Below are 16,595 nucleotides of genomic sequence, written 5' to 3' on the forward strand. Positions count from 1 at the left end.
CCTCATCAGTCATTTTGTCGCAGTGTACGGGGAGAACAGCCAAATTCACGCTTGAACAGCGTAGAAAAGTGATTGCTGTCACCAAAACCACAGTGAAACGCAATATCAGTGACGCGCATTTCACTGTGGCGCAGCAGATGGCGGGCTTCCAGCAGCCGCAGGCGATTTAGATAGCGCTGAGGCGTGCTGCCGGTCTGCTGTTTTAACTGACGGTGCAACGTGCGCAGTGAAAGCGAAAAGCGGTCAGCCAGGCCTTCCCAGTCAACGTCCTCACTGTAGTGATCCGCCAGCCAGTCCAGCAGGCCACGCAGGCGACTGTCCTGATCGTCACTGTCCGCCGCGCTGCATCCCTGACGCAGCAGAACCAGCAGGCGCATGAAATGCATCTCCTGTTCCGCCTGGCTTCCCAGGCTGTCATTCAGTGGCGGCTGCACGAGCTGATCGATCAGTTGCCTGGCCTGGGCCAACACCTTATTGCCGATGCGCCAGTGGGAAGGGTAGTGGCCGTCCTGCTCCTGCGGCAGCAGATGCTGAAGCCCCGCCAGAAAGCGGAACGACTCCGGCCCGCGATACAGCACGTTTGTCAGGCACAGATTCTCTGTTTGCTCATACAGATGACGGTCATGGCTGCGAACAAAACAGACACAGCCGCTGCATAAAGGCTGCGACTGCCCGTTAAAGACATGAATGCCTGCCCCCTGCTCAACGATGACGATTTCATGGAAGTCATCATGATAGTGTTCAGGAAAAACGCCCTGAGGCGCGCGGGGTTCAATAGCGACCGGGAAATGCCCTGTCGGGAAGAAATCAACGCTGTGCAGCACGGTCATGATCGTTTCCTCTTTAACATTCAGGTAACAGAGTCTACGCAGCACCGAAAAGCGACACCTTGAATTTTTGACCGGGAAATGCGCTATCCCGGTGAATTTTTCAAGAAAAGGGCGGAAAGCGTCAGAAATGCGGGCAGCATCACATCGATGTCGCCGGCGTTGCAGATGCCAAACTGTGATTCACTTCACGTTCATCTTTGCCATCCTGCCAGCCCACCTGTCCCGCTGGCAGTAGTAAGAAGGTAGCGAAAACAGGCTCTTTTACACTGGTGACATCGAATCATCAGGAAGCCACTACATGAGCCTTCGTCACTTTGTTGCCATCGATCTTGGCGCGTCCAGCGGCCGCGTTATGCTGGTGCAGCACGACTCAACAAGCGGGTCTGTCGTCCTCAGCGAAGTCAGTCGTTGCGTCAATCAGTTGGTCACTGTCGGGCATCGCCAGTGCTGGGATATTGATGCCCTGGAAGGGTTTATCGTCGCCGCGCTGGAAAACATTGACGCGCAGGGCATCGTGCCGGAAAGCATCGGTATTGATACCTGGGCGGTGGATTTTGTGCTGCTGGATGCAGAAGGAAACCGGGTGGGGCTGCCGGTCGCATACCGTGACGATCGCACTCACGGGCTGATGGCGCAGGCCTGCCGTGAACTGGGTCAGGCGCAGATTTATCAGCGCACCGGCATTCAGTTTCTGCCGTTTAATACGCTGTATCAGCTGCGGGCGCTGTGCCGTGATGCTTCGACCGATACAGACCGGGTCGCCCACGCACTGATGATCCCGGATTATCTTCATTACCGGCTAACCGGCGTGCTCAACTGGGAATACACCAACGCCACCACGACGCAGATGCTGAACATCAGCAGCGGCGAATGGGATGCGGAGCTGCTGCGCTGGAGCGGGGCGGATCCAGCCTGGTTTGGTCAGCCCTCGCAACCCGGCCGGCGCGTAGGCGTCTGGAAAAGTCCGGCGGGCAGGGCCATCCCGGTGGTGGCCGTCGCCACCCATGATACCGCCAGTGCCGTGCTGGCCACGCCGCTGACCAGCGATAATGCGGTCTATCTCAGTTCCGGTACCTGGTCATTAATGGGCTTTGAGAGCCTGAAGCCGTATACCGGCCAGACGGCACTGGAAGCCAATATCACCAACGAAGGCGGGGCTGAAGGGCGCTTTCGGGTGCTGAAGAATATTATGGGCCTGTGGCTGCTGCAGCGCGTGTGTGACGAACTGGCGGTCAGCGACCTCTGCCTGCTGATCGCAGAAGCACAGCAGCAACCCGCCTGCCGCTGGCTGATCAATCCCAACGACGATCGCTTTATTAATCCCGCCAGCATGGTGCGTGAGATCCAGGACGCCTGTGCCGGGCAGCGTATGCCGGTGCCCTTAACGCCGGCAGAGCTGGCCCGCTGCATCTTCGACAGTCTGGCCTTCTGTTACCGCCAGGTATTGCAGGAGCTGGAACAGGTACGGGGCGCAGGTTTCAGCCAACTGCATATTGTCGGTGGCGGCTGCCAGAACCCGTTTCTTAACCAGCTGTGCGCCGACGCCTGTGGTATCCCGGTGTTTGCCGGACCGGTTGAAGCGTCCACGCTCGGTAACGTTGGCAGCCAGATGATCGCCGCCGGTGCTGTGGCCGATGTCTCGGCTTTCCGCCAGCAGCTGGCACAGCATTTCCCGCTGATCCGTTATGACTCTCACGGCAGTGACGTGTTTCGCCGCAATCTGCCGCGTTTTCAGTCACTGACCCATTCTGTAAAGGAGCTTTGTATATGACTCAGGCCATTGAACAGGCTTTCGCCCTGGCGAAACAGCGCTTTGCCGATATCGGTGTAGACGTGGACGCCGCGCTGGCACAACTCGACCAGCTACCAGTGTCGATGCACTGCTGGCAGGGCGATGACGTGCGCGGTTTTGAAAATCCGCAGGGGGCGCTCACCGGCGGGATTCAGGCCACCGGTAACTATCCCGGTCGCGCGCGCAATGTGGCAGAGCTGCGCGCCGATCTCGATCTGGCGATGTCGCTGATCCCGGGGCCAAAACGGCTGAACCTGCACGCTATCTATCTGGAAAGCGAGCAGGCGGTAAAACGCAATGAAATCAAGCCGCATCATTTTGCTGGCTGGGTGGCGTGGGCTCGCGACCGGCAGTTGGGTCTGGACTTTAACCCCAGCTGTTTTTCCCATGAGCTGAGTGCTGACGGTTTTACCCTTGCCCACAGTAATGCGGAGATCCGCCAGTTCTGGATCGAACACTGTCAGGCAAGCCGAAAGGTATCTGCCTGGTTTGGTGAACAGCTCGGATCGCCCTCGGTGATGAATATCTGGGTGCCGGACGGTATGAAAGATGTGACCGTCGATCGTCTGGCCCCACGTCAGCGCCTGATGGACTCTCTGGATGAGGTGATCCGCGAAAAACTGGATCCGGCACACCATATCGATGCGGTAGAGAGCAAGCTGTTCGGCATCGGCGCGGAAAGCTATACCGTCGGCTCCAACGAATTTTGCTTAGGTTATGCCGCCAGCCGCCAGACGGCGCTGACGCTGGACGCCGGGCATTTCCATCCAACCGAAGTGATCTCCGATAAGATCTCCACCGCCATGCTCTACGTGCCGCGTCTGCTGCTGCACGTCAGCCGCCCGGTGCGCTGGGACAGTGATCATGTCGTGCTGCTCGATGATGAAACGCAGGCGATTGCCAGCGAAATCGTGCGTCAGCGCCTGTTCGATAAAGTACATATTGGTCTCGACTTCTTCGATGCTTCAATCAACCGCATTGCGGCCTGGGTGATCGGCACGCGTAACGCCAAAAAAGCCCTGCTGCGCGCACTGCTTGAACCGGTTGATACGCTGAAAGCGCTGGAAAATGACGGCGACTACACCGCACGTCTGGCACTGCTGGAAGAGCAAAAGTCCCTGCCGTGGCAGGCCGTGTGGGAGGCCTGGTGCCTGCGCCACGACGTGCCCGCCGGGGCCAGCTGGTTAGGCGACGTCCGCCAGTATGAACAACAGATCCTCAGCCAACGTTAAGGTAACCCTATGCATCAGATTCTCAACGCCTGGTTTGTCCAGGGAATGGTAAAAGCCACCACCGATATGTGGCTGAAGGGCTGGGACGAACGCAATGGCGGTAATGTCTCACTGCGCCTGCTGGACGAAGAAGTCCAGCCGTTTGCCGCCGATTTTGACCGCAATCCGCGTACCCTGGAGCTGAGTCAGCCGGCGCCCCTGCTGGCCAATGACTGGTTCCTGGTCACCGGCTCAGGGAAATTTTTCCGTAACGTGCAGTTGGACCCGGCTGACAGCCTCGTGTTGCTGCGCGTCAGTGAAGACGGGCGGGCGTTCACCATTCACTGGGGCCTGACCAACGGCGGCGTACCGACGTCGGAACTGGCCTCACACTTCCAGTCGCACAGCGTGCGTAAGCAACTGACCGACGGCGCAGACCGCGTGATTATGCATTGCCATGCCACGAACTTTATGGCACTGAGCTACGTGGTCGAGCTGGACTCTGCCCGTTTCACCCGACTGCTGTGGGAGGGCAGTACCGAGTGTCTGGTGGTGTTCCCGGACGGCGTCGGCATTGTGCCGTGGATGGTACCGGGCACTGACGGTATCGGCCGCGCGACCGCGGAAAAAATGCAGTCACACTCGCTGGTGATGTGGCCGTTCCACGGCATTTTCGGCGCAGGGCCGACGCTCGATGAAACCTTTGGCCTGATTGATACTGCTGAGAAGTCCTCTGAAGTGGTGGTAAAAGTGCTGTCGATGGGGGGCATGAGGCAGAGTATTACCACGGATGAACTGATCGCGCTAGGCGAGCGCTTTGCTGTGAAACCCTGGCGCGCCGCGCTGGAAGCGAAGCATAACCATGCTGCGTAAGGCTTTTGTGATGCAGGTTCATCCTGATAAGCATCAGGCGTATCAGCAGCGGCACAATCCGATCTGGCCTGAGCTGGCAGAGACGCTGAAAGCGCACGGCGCGCACCACTACAGCATTTTTCTGGATGCATCACGCAGTCTGCTGTTTGCCGTCGTGGAAATCGAGTCAGAAGCGCGCTGGAATGCGGTGGCGAATACAGAGGTGTGCCAGCGATGGTGGCAATCAATGAGCGAGCTGATGCCATCGAATGCGGACCACAGCCCGGTGAGTGAGGCGATGACCCCGGTATTTTATCTGGACTGAAGTGACAGCAGGGGGCCGATCGCATTACCGATCGGCCCTTTCCGGTCGTTAACCATTTAACCGCAGCTGCGGATACCGCTTCATACTCCACGCACACCACAGCAACGCCAGAGTGCCGATGGCACCGCCGACATAGCCTACGCTGGCCATATTCAGATGCAGACTCACCTGGTTACCTAACAGCGCGCCTGCGCCGATACCAATATTATAAATCCCCGACAGCAGCGACATCGCCACATCCGTCGCATCCGGCGCCAGCGCCAGCACGCGTACCTGCACCGCCAGGCCAATGATCATCATCGCCATTCCCCAGATAATGCACAGGGTGGAAATCGCCAGCGTATGGGTAGCGGATAAATACAGCGACAGCATCGACAGGGTAATCAGCGCAATCGCCCCGAGTAAAAAGATCGCCGGATATTTATTGCCGTAAATACTGAACAGCACGCTGCCGACAATCCCTGCCGCGCCGAATATGAGCAGCAGGAACGTGGTGAAGCCACCGCTCAGGGCGGCGACGCTCTGAATAAACGGCTCAATATAGCTGTAAGCGGTGTAGTGCGCGGTCACGGTCACGGCAATCAATATATACAGCGCGACCAGGGCTGGGCGACGGAACAGCATCGGCACGCTTTTCAGTGAGCCGGTATGTTCGCTGGGCAACTTAGGCAGCAGCTTTACCAGCAGCAGCATGGTGACCAGCGCCACGGCGCCAATAACGGCAAAGGTGATGCGCCAGCCAAGCAGCTGGCCGATCATACGACCAATCGGCAGGCCGAGCACCATCGCCAGCGCAGTGCCGGTCGCCAGCATACTCAGCGCCTGGGTCTTTTTCCCCGGCGGGGCGACACGGATTGCCAGTGATGCCGTAATCGACCAGAAAACAGCATGAGAAAAGGCGATGCCGATGCGCGACACCACTAATGTGGTGAAGTCCCAGGCGACGGAAGAGAGTGCGTGGCTGGCAATAAACAGCACAAAGATCACAATCAACAATAGCCGGCGTTCAATATTACGCGTCAGCAGCATCATCGGCAGCGACATTAATGCCACCACCCACGCATAAATGGTCAGCATCAGGCCAACCTGTGCCGTGGGCATGGAAAAACTGCTGCCGATATCGGAAAGCAGGCCGACCGGAACAAACTCCGTGGTATTAAAAATAAACGCACCAATAGCGAGCATTACCACGCGTAGCCATGCGGTCTTACGGGAAACAGTAGTTGATTGCATTGAAGTTAACGACGTGTTGAGGGAATGTTAACCTGAAAATCAGGTAAAAGAATAACGCCGGATATTGTCTTTTATTTATCCGCCAGATGAAATAAAAAAATCCACAAAATTGTAAATCAGAATTTTTATTTAAGCGGGTGTGATGCTGCCGCTATATTTCAGTCGTTAACATAATGTAAAAATTCCCACCGCTTCTCCGTTTCAATAATTGACGCCGCTGCGGTCAGGCCGCAGAATCGCGCTGGAAATGAAACCATCAGGCCAGCGGCAGAGGAAAAGTGAACGTGAGTGTTCTGGACAATGCGTTGTTGAGTGAGATCCTCGATCAGGTACGCCCCTTAATCGGTAAGGGGAAGGTGGCTGATTACATCCCGGCGCTGGCAGATGTCCCCGCTGAGCGGCTTGGCATCGCAGTCTGTATGCTCGACGGCACCGTTTATCAGGCGGGGGACGCAGAGGAACGCTTTTCTATTCAGTCCATTTCCAAGGTGCTGTCGCTAACGCTGGCCCTGACGCGTTATCAGGACAGTGAAATCTGGCAGCGGGTGGGCAAAGAGCCGTCCGGCCAGCCGTTCAACTCTCTGGTCCAGCTGGAGCTGGAACAGGGGAAACCGCGCAACCCGTTTATCAACGCCGGGGCCCTGGTGGTGTGCGATATGCTGGAAACGCGACTGACGGCACCCCGGCAGCGCATGCTGGAAGTGGTCAGAGGCCTGGTTCAGGAACCTGAAATTGCCTATGACCGCCATGTGGCGCGTTCCGAGTTTGATCATTCAGCGCGCAATGCCTCTATCGCCTGGCTGATGAAATCCTTCGGTAATTTTGATAACGATGTTCCGACGGTGCTGCAAACCTATTTCCATTACTGCTCCCTGACACTGAGCTGCGTCGAGCTGGCGCGCTGTTTCCTCTATCTTGCCAACCACGGTAAAGGACCCGGTCAGGATGAAGCGATGCTGACGCCTAAGCAGACCCGCCAGATCAATGCCCTGATGGTCACCAGCGGCATGTATGACGGCGCGGGGGAGTTCGCGTGGCGCGTTGGGATGCCGGGCAAGTCTGGGGTAGGGGGAGGGATCATCGCCGTGATCCCGGGAGAGATGAGCATTGCCGTCTGGTCACCAGAGCTGGCTCCGTCAGGCAATTCTTTAGCCGGTACCGCGGCGCTGGAACTGCTGGCAGAACGTATCGGAAGGTCAATTTTCTGAGAGTTGGCCCTCCGGGTAACGGCCTTTTATAGTCAACTAACGTTATTAATTAGTGATCTTGATCAAATATTCTGTCAGCACATACTGCTAATATTTCGCGGAGAAAAATAACTTTTTCGCACAGCAGAATAATCTGAGAGGGTAAAATGACTATTCAGGCACGGCAACTCACTCTGAATCACCAACTGCGTCAGTTTGGCATGCTGGTTAAACTGGCGATGATACGCTCCACACCCCAGTGCATCGAAGTCTGGACCATGAGCGGTAACCGGCTGCGTTTTACTCCGGCCCAGCAGATTGAGGCTTTATTAGTAGTATGATGAACCTGCGAATTCTGGTGATTGCTGCGGCCATACTGGCCGCTGTCACAGCGATGAGCATCATTACCCAGCCCCTTCCCGCGCTTTACACTTACGATGACACGCCGTCGACAAAATAGTCCCCTTGCAGGGTAAGCTGTTATCACCCTTCATATTAGGCTACCCTGGTGAAGCGATGCCGACGCTTTGTGCGTTGTGTTTATAAACCTTCATCAGGAGACCACCCATGACTTCACTTCCTACCGTCGCCGTGCTCGGTCTGGGCGCGATGGGACACGCCTTTGCCGCCAATCTTCTCAAAAATAACTTCCGGGTTTACGGCTGGAACCGCACGCGTCAGCGCGGCGAAGATCTGCTCCCTGATGGCCTGATATTGTGTGACACCGCCGGAGAGGCCGTAGCCGATGCCGGGGTGATTCTGGTCATGCTCTCCGACGGGCCGATCACCTTATCCACCTGCGCGCATGTTCTGCCTTATCTTAAGCCCTCGGCCGTACTGTGCCAGATGGGAACCATCGGCGTTGATGCCACGCAACAGCTTATCGACAGCGTGCAGGAGAAACGTCCGGACGTGGTGCTGCTGGATGCGCCTGTTTCCGGCACCAAAGCCCCGGCTGAACAGGCACAGATCCTCGTGCTGGCCAGCGGCGATCGTCAGCGTGCGACCGCCATTGACCCCGTGTTTGCTGCCATCGCCAAAAGAGCAATGTGGCTGGGTGCGGCCGGGGCGGGGTCGAAGATGAAACTGGTGGCTAACGCCTGGCTGGTTTCGGTGATGCAGGGGGTGGCGGAAAGTACCCGGCTGGCGCAGCAGTTAGGATTTACCCCCGATGATTTCTGGCAGGTGCTGGAGGGCGGGCCGCTGGCTGCACCTTATGTGAAAGGTAAACTGGCCATGATCGCCAGCGGGGAGTACCCGCCGCAAATGCAGCTGACCTGGGCGTTGAAAGATGCGCGGCTGGCACTGGACGCTGCGGGTGCCAGTACCCTGCCGGTTCTGCAGACCATCGCTACGCAATGGCAGGGGGCGGTTGATGCCGGATACGGCAGCAAGGATCTGTCGGTTGTCTATCGCTATCTGCACGATCAGCATAAAAAAGCGTAAAAGAAAGCGGGCAGGGAGGGTTTATAATTCCCTGCAAATCATCATGATATCCTCAATAGCCCGTACTGCTTAGTGCATGGCTTCAAAATGGTCTCTAAGTTTGTTATATTATCAAACTCATGTATTTTATAGTTGACTGATTTTTAATGCTTTTTATTGTAGTGATTCGTTCTCTGATGAGCCGAAAAAAGCAAGGATCACATCATGCTTGATATTCGTTTTCCTACCGCCATGCAAATGGTGCTGTGTATCGCTAAGGCGGATAGCGAGGGACGGCGCTGCACCAGTAAAATTCTCGCCGATGGGCTGGATGCTAACCCCAGTTTCGTGCGCAAGATGATGGTGCCACTGACACGTGACGGGATTATTGTCTCAACGCTCGGCCGCTGCGGGACAACGCGCCTTGGCCGTCCGGCAGACCAGATAACGCTCTGCGATATCTACACCTCAGTGATAGAAGATAAACCACTGATGGCCGGTCGCCCGGACGTTCCGGCACTCTGTGTCGTCAGCGCCAATGCCTGCTGGTACTTCAAACAGCTGGCCAAAGAAGCCGAACAGGCTTCCCTTGATGTGCTCGCTCGCCGTACCGTTGCCGACGCACTGCGTGAGATAATGCAGCGTAACGAAGTTCATCCCGATCAGCGCTGCGCCTCCTGAGTGTTGCCTGATTTCCCCTGTGCGTGTTGCGCGCAGGGGAAATAGTCCCCCTTAATCTTTCCCGCCAGTCATGTCCACCGATGCCCTGAATCGCCCGCCGATCGCACTTAATGCAACAATAAAACTTGCATTAAAACGATGCCTGCCTTACCGTTATTAAGTGCATTCGTCAAAGTTACTCTTTAGGGGCGTACCTGGTCAGAACAACAGGCACGCTAGTGACATTATTGCCTTAATCCATTCAGGGGAAGTCCGATGAGCCATGATGATTTTATTAACGATCTCGTAATGTGGATCGATACGCACATTGAAGGGAAGATGGACTTAGACACCGTGTCCGCACGCGCTGGCTACTCCAAGTGGCACCTGCAACGTATGTTTAAACAGCACACCGGCTACGCGCTGGGTGAGTATATTCGTGAACGCCGTCTGAAAAAATCCGCTGAACGCCTCGCCCGGGGCGGTGAGCCGATTCTGGATGTGGCGATCAGCTTTGGTTTTGACTCACAGCAGTCCTTCAACCGCAGCTTCAAACGTCAGTTTGGCCAGTCGCCGGGGGCATGGCGCCGTCAGGTTCAGATCGCCGCGCACGCGGCCTGACCATTGCATTCCCCTGCGACGCAGGCGGATATTCACCTATCCGCCTGCGCCAGCCACACGTCCCAAACACTCTCAATCCCCCGCAGCCAGTCATTACTACGTTCAGTACCTCTTCACACTGTGCGCGCTTCCCGCGCCAAAAGAAAATAACATTCCTGCATTTCGAATTGCAGACAGACGTTATCTGCGATTGTGCCAACCTTTGCCACTATTGATATTTTACCTGCCGCGCAAAAAAGGGAATATTCCCTCTGTCAGCCGGAGCGCCTGCCGCTCGCCCTTGACCGCCCGACCTTTCGCCGCGTGTCATAAACCCTGTTACGGAGTTTCCATGAGCCAGATTACCTCATTACCGATCCTTGATTTCGCCCAGCTCGACGGTGATGCCGCACAGCAGAAAGCCTTTTTGCAAAAGCTCAGCCGCTCGGCGCGCGAGGTGGGCTTTTTCTATCTGATCAATCACGGGGTAGATGAACAGCTGTCGGCACGCGTACAGCAGCTGTCCCGGCAGTTTTTTGCACTACCGGAGGAAGACAAAGAGCGGGTATCGATGATCCACTCGCCGCATTTTCGCGGTTATAACCGGGCAGGTTCGGAGGTCACGCGCAGTCAGCCAGACTGGCGTGAACAGTTTGATATTGGTGCAGAACGTCCCGCACTGCCGCTGCAAAAGGGGGAGGCGGGCTGGAAACGCCTGCAGGGGCCGAATCTGTGGCCAGAGGCTTTGCCCGAACTCAAACCGACGCTGCTGCACTGGCAACAGGAAATGACCACCATGTCCCAGCGGCTGCTGCGTGCTTTTGCTCAGGCGCTGGAACTGTCGCCGGATGCCTTTGATGCGCTTTACGGTGAAAAGCCCAACGAGCATATCAAGCTGATCCGCTATCCCGGGCAGACCACAGAAACGACCCGTCAGGGCGTCGGCGCTCACAAAGACTCCGGCTTCCTCAGCTTCCTGTTACAGGATCAGCAGCGCGGATTACAGGTGGAGGTCGAGCCGGATCGCTGGGTGGATGCGCTGCCTCTGCAGGGCGCATTTGTGGTGAATATTGGTGAGCTGCTGGAACTGGCCAGCAATGGTTACCTGCGCGCTACCGTGCACCGTGTGGTATCACCGCCCAACGACCAGGATCGCCTGTCCATTGCGTTTTTCCTTGGCGCACAGCTGGATGCCGTCGTGCCGGTCTTTACGCTGCCGGAAGAAATTGCCCGGCTGGCACAGGGCCCGGCCAGCGACCCGCTCAATCCGCTGCTGCGTGATGTCGGCTGGAACTACCTGAAAGGCCGGTTGCGCTCCCATCCTGACGTGGCAGCCCGCTGGTATCAGGAATTACAACAACAACCTCAATATACGGCTTAAACAAGGAAACACCATGACACCTCAGGCTTCATTTTCTCTGGCAGGGATCGCGTTATCGCTGACACTGGCTTTTTCTGCTCAGGCGGCTGAACCGCTACGCGTGGCGGCCGACGCCGTCCCGCACGCTGAAATTCTTAATTACGTGAAAAAAATCGACCCGACTCTGGATATCAAAGTCATTGAGCTGACCAGCGGTATCAACGCCAATGAACTGCTGGCACACGGAGACGTGGACGCCAACTATTTCCAGCATGTGCCTTACCTGCGCGATCAGGAAAAGGCCCTGGGGCAGACGTTTACCGTCGCGGCCACGGTGCACATTGAACCGCTGGGAATCTATTCGCGTAAAGTGAAAAGCCTGAAAGATGTGCCTGAGAAGGGCACCGTGGCGGTGCCAAACAATGTCACCAACCTCAGCCGCGCCCTCTATCTGCTGCAAAGCCAGGGGCTGATCACGCTGAAACCGGGGTTCAGTGGCCCGGCAAAAGACCAGGCCACGCCGAAAGATATTGCCACCAATCCTAAGCAGCTGAAAATCCTGGAAGTGGAATCCCCGCAGATCCCCCGGGCGCTGGACGATGTCGATCTGGCCGTTATTAACGGTAACTATGCGCTGGAGGCGGGGCTGACACCGGCGAAAGACGCGCTGGGGCTGGAATCAGCGAAGAATAATCCGTACGCCAATATCCTGGTCACCACGCCGAAGCTGGCGAACGACCCGCGCATCCGGCAACTGGCTAAAGATCTCCAGTCGAAGCAGGTCGCTGATTACATACAGCAGACCTACAAAGGCTCGGTGATCCCGGTGGCGGGGCAATAAGATGATTGAGATTGAGAATGTCACCCGCCGCTATCATCCGGACCATCCTCCGGCGCTGGATAATGTTTCGCTGACCATACCGGACGGCTCGATTTTTGGCATTCTCGGCCGCAGCGGGGCGGGAAAGAGCACCCTGATCCGCTGCCTTAATCTGCTTGAACGGCCGGACGCCGGGCAGGTCCGTGTCGACGGTCTGGATATTACCGGGTTGAGTCAGTCTGCGCTGCGCCGGCAGCGGCTGCGCAGCGGTATGATCTTCCAGCATTTTAATCTGCTGCATTCGCGCAGTGTGGCGGGTAACGTGGCCGTACCGCTGGAAATAGCCGGGATGAAATCCGCCGGGCGGCGGGCGCGCGTGGCAGAGTTACTGGCCCTGGTGGGGCTGAGTGATAAAGCTGAGGCGTTTCCCTCCCAGCTTTCCGGTGGACAGCAGCAGCGCGTAGGCATTGCCCGTGCGCTGGCGGCCAGGCCGGACTACCTGCTGTGCGATGAGGCAACCAGTGCGCTGGATGTTGAAACCACTGCCTCGGTGCTGGCGCTGTTGCAGGAGATTAATCAGCAGTTCGGACTGACCATCGTGATGATCACCCATCAGTTGGACGTGGTGAAGGCGATCTGCGATCGCGCTGCGCTGCTGGAGGGGGGCAGGATCGTCGAGAGCGGGGCGCTGAGTACACTGCTGCGTCAGCCGGACTCGGTATTGCGCAACGCGCTGCTTCACGACCCTGCCGCTGAACGGCATTTCCTGCAGCGTCACGGTATTCACGGAGGTGAACTGTGCGCGGTAGCCTGAATCTGGATGAACTCTGGTCGCTGATGTCGGCGGCCACGCTGGAAACCCTGTATATGGTTTCACTGGCCGGTCTGTTTACGCTGCTTATTGGCCTGCCGTTAGGGGTGCTGCTGAAAGTGGCCCGTCACGACGGCATTTTACCGTTACCGCGCCTTAATGCCGTGCTGGGAACTGTCGTCAATATCGGACGCTCACTGCCGTTTGTGGTGCTACTTATCGCCCTGATCCCGTTAACCCGCCTGATTGTCGGTACGACGCTCGGCAGCAGTGCTGCCGTGGTGCCGATCGCGCTGGGGGCTATCCCGTTTTTTGCCCGTATCGTTGAAAATGCACTGGATGAGGTGCCCAAGGGCCGCATTGAAGCGATGGCGTCCATGGGTGGCAGCGGCTGGCATGTGGTCAGTAAGGTGCTGCTGCCGGAAGCACTGCCGGCGCTGCTGGCCGGGATGACGCTGACGCTGGTGATGCTGATTGGCTTTTCATCCATGGCCGGAGTGATCGGCGGCGGTGGGTTGGGGGATCTGGCGATCCGCTACGGCTATCAACGCTTTAATCAGCCGGTCATGATCGCGACCGTGGTGATGCTGGTGCTGATGGTGCAGGGGGTTCAGATGGCCGGTGACTGGCTCGTTCGGCGTCTGGCTCATCGCCGTTAATTCAGCAAAAATCCCTGTCCGCATAGTATACTGTCTGAATTCGCTTCACTTTTTTCCTTTCGGACAGGACAGGTCATGGAAATACGGAACGTTAATCGGGCGCAGTTATGTCAGGCAACCAGCTATGGGCTGATTTTTATTGCGCTGTTTGCCATCTTCCCGCTGCGTTTGTTGCCCTGCTTTCTGGCAGGTTTTATCGTTTATGAAACCATCCTGGCACTGACGCCACTGGTGGAGCGGCTGGTAAAGGGGCCGATCGCCCGCTGGATCAGCATTATGTTCCTCAGCGTGGTAATTATTCTGTCGCTGGTGACCGGCATCACCAAACTGATCGGCTTCCTGCTACATGACTTCCAGAATCCCGCCGCGTTTCACGCCACGGCCAGCAAACTGCTTGAAGATGCCCAGCACACGCTGTCACCGGTGATAACCCGCTATCTGCCTTCCGATATCGACGAGTTACAAAATCAGGTCGTCGCGTGGCTGCGCGAACATCTGGTGGTGGTGCAAACCTTCGGCCGCAGTGCCGCCCACACCTTTGCCACCATGCTGATCGGCATGCTTCTGGGGGCGATCATTTCGCTACGCATCAGCAGCGGCGTGCGCCCGGAAGCGCCGTTAAAGCAGGCCATGTTAGACCGCCTGACCACCCTGGCGGCGGCGTTCCATAACGTGGTGTTTGCCCAGATCAAGGTCTCGCTGGTCAACACGGTTCTCACCTGCGGTTTTCTGTTTGGCGTGCTGCCGCTGTTTGGTCTGCATTTCCCGTTTGCCAAAACCGTAGTGGTACTGACCTTTATCGCCGGACTGTTGCCCATCATTGGTAATCTGATCTCGAATACGGTGATTGTGCTGATCGGTCTCTCCATCTCGCTGGAGGCGGCGCTGATTGCCCTGATCTATCTGGTGCTGATCCACAAGCTGGAATACTTCATTAATGCGCGTATCTTCGGCAGCCGCATCAGCGCCAAAACCTGGGAGATCCTGCTGGCAATGCTGGTGTTTGAATCGGCCTTTGGCCTCGCCGGTGTCGTAGCGGCACCGGTGTATTACGCCTATCTGAAGGCGGAACTGCGCGCGTCGAGACTGATTTAACGCGATTTCTGGCCGGCTGATACCGGCCCTGACGGAAAACTCCCATGTCTTTGCTGGCCACGCTGTTCCATCAAATCCTGATTGCTCTGCCGCTGTTCGTGCTGATTGGGCTGGGCTGGCTGCTGGTGCGCTGGCGTCAGTGGCCGGAAAGCATCACCAGCGCCATCAACCGCCTGGTGTTCCGCGTGGCTCTGCCCGCTATGCTTTTCCGACTGATGTGTAACTTTTCCGCCGGGCCGCCAGTTGATGCCCGCTTGCTTATTGCTTTCTTTGGCGGCTGCCTGCTGGTGTTTGCCTTTGGCAGGCTGGTGGCATCACGGCTGTTTAAGCTGGATGGCGTATCCGGGTCGGTTTTTGCGCTGGGCGGTATCTTTTCGAATAATGTGCTGCTTGGCCTGCCGATTGCGCGGGTGATGCTGGGCGATGCCGCCATCCCGTCCGTGGCCCTGGTGCTGGTCTTTAACGGACTGATCCTCTGGACGCTGGCGACGGTATCGGTGGAATGGTTCCGGCATGGCGCCCTAAATCTGCGCGGCTTTGGCCAGACGGCCATCAGCGTACTGAAAAATCCGCTAATTATCGGCATCCTTTCCGGCACGCTGTTCAGTCTGACCGGTCTGCCATTACCTGAATTTATCGACCAGCCGCTCAGCATGCTGGGGCAGATTGCCGTCCCGCTGGCGCTGGTCGCGCTGGGGATGAGCCTGGCGGGGTATCGCATTAAAGAGGGGCTGGCCATCAGCTACGCGCTGAGCGCCATCAAACTGATTGTGCAGCCGCTGGTAGTGTGGGGACTGGCGTGGATCATTGGGCTGCCCCCTCTGGAGAGTAAAGTGGTGGTTCTGCTGGCCTCTATGTCCGTGGGCGTGAACGTCTATCTGATGTCGCAGCAGTTTAATGCGCTGACCGGGCCTGCGGCGACCAGCATGCTGCTGACTACGCTTTTTTCGGCAATAACCACCCCAGTGCTGATGATGACGATGGACTGGGTGTATGGGTAAGTGAGGATAACCTGACGGTCAGAAAGCGCTTCTGCAAAACTCCACTGCAAGACCCCGATTTCCGTGATTATCTTAGAAAAAATAGAGATATTGCCGGGGAATATGCTGAGATAAAACACTCGGCAGCGTTACTCAGTCAGAACGATGTTCATCGCTCTTAAAACGGACTTTATAGATCACCATCTACGGCTGGCGCTGACTGCCTGAGAACCACCGGAATTGAAAAAGAGTAAATTTTATTTTTTCCGTTCTTAAGTCGATAAAAGTCTCTTACCTAAGAATCGTTTCAGAGAAAAAATGTTATCTCTTGTAGGGTCAAACAATGTTTCCTGTTTTGTATCCAATGCTTTCAAGATTGAAGCGCGCATTTTCTGCGATCTCCCATGAAGAGTTAACTGCTATCCAGATGTGAGAATGAGATTCTGTTTGCCCCTCTGAGTAAGAAGAGACGTAGACCTGAACGGGATTGATCAAAGGTCTGGGGTCAGCAGAGTTACGTAATCGATTATTAATACTTTCACTTACGATTTTGCACGCAGACGCTAACTGTTCCATCTCTTTCTTACCACTACTCATATATAAGCGAAATTTTTCATCGTTCCCGTTGTTCATTATGCAACCTTTTATATAGGGGGCAGTTTACAGAAGATGATTCAGTAGGCTAATTGCAAAAAAGATATTCAGTGTCAACCTCACTTTTTAAACCGCTTTCAGAGTCACAACTAAAAGCGGTT

Annotated in this window: 19 protein-coding genes; 16 read left to right on the forward strand and 3 right to left on the reverse strand. The window is 56.4% G+C overall.

The annotated features are described in order from the left end of the window. Window positions 1–5: 5 nt before the first annotated feature. Window positions 6–830 carry an HTH-type transcriptional activator RhaS gene (rhaS, locus tag K6L24_RS10645; protein WP_118664091.1) on the reverse strand — a complete coding sequence of 275 codons (825 nt, stop codon included), beginning with the start codon at window positions 828–830 and terminating at the stop codon, window positions 6–8. 298 nt (window positions 831–1,128) lie between these two features. Between rhaS and rhaB the strand changes: the two genes are divergently transcribed. Genes rhaB through rhaM form a run of 4 tightly spaced genes read left to right on the forward strand, consistent with a single transcriptional unit; the run spans window position 1,129 to window position 5,010 of the window. Then, window positions 1,129–2,601, forward strand: coding sequence for a rhamnulokinase (gene rhaB / locus K6L24_RS10650; protein WP_118664092.1), 1,473 nt, complete (start codon window positions 1,129–1,131; stop codon window positions 2,599–2,601). Next, window positions 2,598–3,854 (forward strand): L-rhamnose isomerase, encoded by a 1,257-nt coding sequence (locus tag K6L24_RS10655; RefSeq protein WP_137269365.1) that lies wholly within the window; start codon window positions 2,598–2,600, stop codon window positions 3,852–3,854. Before rhaB ends, K6L24_RS10655 begins: the two co-directional genes overlap by 4 nt. A gap of 9 nt (window positions 3,855–3,863) precedes the next feature. Continuing rightward, window positions 3,864–4,706, forward strand: a complete 843-nt coding sequence (rhaD, locus tag K6L24_RS10660) for a rhamnulose-1-phosphate aldolase (protein ID WP_191928091.1) — start codon at window positions 3,864–3,866, stop codon at window positions 4,704–4,706. Continuing rightward, a complete protein-coding gene (gene rhaM / locus K6L24_RS10665) occupies window positions 4,696–5,010 on the forward strand; it encodes an L-rhamnose mutarotase (protein WP_222681431.1) in 315 nt (104 codons plus the stop codon). The genes rhaD and rhaM overlap by 11 nt, the downstream gene beginning before the upstream one ends. A gap of 48 nt (window positions 5,011–5,058) precedes the next feature. Here the strand turns inward: rhaM and K6L24_RS10670 are convergent, their stop codons facing one another. After that, window positions 5,059–6,243: a sugar transporter gene (locus K6L24_RS10670; RefSeq protein WP_222681432.1), complete on the reverse strand. Its 1,185-nt coding sequence runs from the start codon at window positions 6,241–6,243 to the stop codon at window positions 5,059–5,061. A gap of 284 nt (window positions 6,244–6,527) precedes the next feature. On the opposite strand from K6L24_RS10670, the gene glsB reads away from it, so the two are divergent. From glsB to K6L24_RS10725, 12 genes are all read left to right on the forward strand, one after another. Further along, window positions 6,528–7,451, forward strand: coding sequence for a glutaminase B (glsB, locus tag K6L24_RS10675; protein ID WP_222681433.1), 924 nt, complete (start codon window positions 6,528–6,530; stop codon window positions 7,449–7,451). A 146-nt stretch (window positions 7,452–7,597) separates the two neighbouring features. Next, window positions 7,598–7,771: a hypothetical protein gene (locus K6L24_RS10680; RefSeq protein WP_157075987.1), complete on the forward strand. Its 174-nt coding sequence runs from the start codon at window positions 7,598–7,600 to the stop codon at window positions 7,769–7,771. After that, window positions 7,768–7,890 carry a hypothetical protein gene (locus K6L24_RS22390; protein ID WP_255210130.1) on the forward strand — a complete coding sequence of 41 codons (123 nt, stop codon included), beginning with the start codon at window positions 7,768–7,770 and terminating at the stop codon, window positions 7,888–7,890. Before K6L24_RS10680 ends, K6L24_RS22390 begins: the two co-directional genes overlap by 4 nt. 107 nt (window positions 7,891–7,997) lie before the next feature. Next, window positions 7,998–8,876, forward strand: a complete 879-nt coding sequence (locus K6L24_RS10685) for an NAD(P)-dependent oxidoreductase (protein WP_222681434.1) — start codon at window positions 7,998–8,000, stop codon at window positions 8,874–8,876. 204 nt (window positions 8,877–9,080) lie between these two features. Beyond that, the gene (locus K6L24_RS10690) at window positions 9,081–9,536 is read left to right on the forward strand and encodes an RrF2 family transcriptional regulator (protein WP_062743217.1); all 456 of its coding nucleotides are present in this window, start codon (window positions 9,081–9,083) and stop codon (window positions 9,534–9,536) included. A gap of 255 nt (window positions 9,537–9,791) precedes the next feature. After that, window positions 9,792–10,136 carry a helix-turn-helix domain-containing protein gene (locus K6L24_RS10695; RefSeq protein ID WP_062743218.1) on the forward strand — a complete coding sequence of 115 codons (345 nt, stop codon included), beginning with the start codon at window positions 9,792–9,794 and terminating at the stop codon, window positions 10,134–10,136. Window positions 10,137–10,467: 331 nt separating this feature from the next. Next, window positions 10,468–11,496: an isopenicillin N synthase family dioxygenase gene (locus K6L24_RS10700; protein WP_222681435.1), complete on the forward strand. Its 1,029-nt coding sequence runs from the start codon at window positions 10,468–10,470 to the stop codon at window positions 11,494–11,496. Window positions 11,497–11,509: 13 nt separating this feature from the next. Continuing rightward, window positions 11,510–12,316, forward strand: coding sequence for a MetQ/NlpA family ABC transporter substrate-binding protein (locus K6L24_RS10705; protein ID WP_222681436.1), 807 nt, complete (start codon window positions 11,510–11,512; stop codon window positions 12,314–12,316). 1 nt (window position 12,317) lies between these two features. After that, entirely contained in the window at window positions 12,318–13,109 is a 792-nt protein-coding gene (locus tag K6L24_RS10710; protein WP_072277395.1) for a methionine ABC transporter ATP-binding protein, read from the forward strand. A 23-nt stretch (window positions 13,110–13,132) separates the two neighbouring features. Then, window positions 13,133–13,765 carry a methionine ABC transporter permease gene (locus K6L24_RS10715; protein ID WP_222939969.1) on the forward strand — a complete coding sequence of 211 codons (633 nt, stop codon included), beginning with the start codon at window positions 13,133–13,135 and terminating at the stop codon, window positions 13,763–13,765. A 75-nt stretch (window positions 13,766–13,840) separates the two neighbouring features. After that, a complete protein-coding gene (locus K6L24_RS10720; protein ID WP_062743222.1) occupies window positions 13,841–14,860 on the forward strand; it encodes an AI-2E family transporter in 1,020 nt (339 codons plus the stop codon). 44 nt (window positions 14,861–14,904) lie between these two features. Then, on the forward strand, window positions 14,905–15,861 hold the full coding sequence (locus K6L24_RS10725) for an AEC family transporter (protein WP_137269360.1): 957 nt from the start codon (window positions 14,905–14,907) through the stop codon (window positions 15,859–15,861). 315 nt (window positions 15,862–16,176) lie between these two features. On the opposite strand, the gene K6L24_RS10730 is transcribed toward K6L24_RS10725, so the two are convergent. After that, window positions 16,177–16,473, reverse strand: coding sequence for a hypothetical protein (locus K6L24_RS10730; protein ID WP_137269359.1), 297 nt, complete (start codon window positions 16,471–16,473; stop codon window positions 16,177–16,179). Between the last annotated feature and the right edge of the window lie 122 nt (window positions 16,474–16,595).

Origin of the sequence: Erwinia persicina (genome assembly GCF_019844095.1) — a bacterium.
Classification (GTDB): Bacteria; Pseudomonadota; Gammaproteobacteria; order Enterobacterales; family Enterobacteriaceae; genus Erwinia; species Erwinia persicina.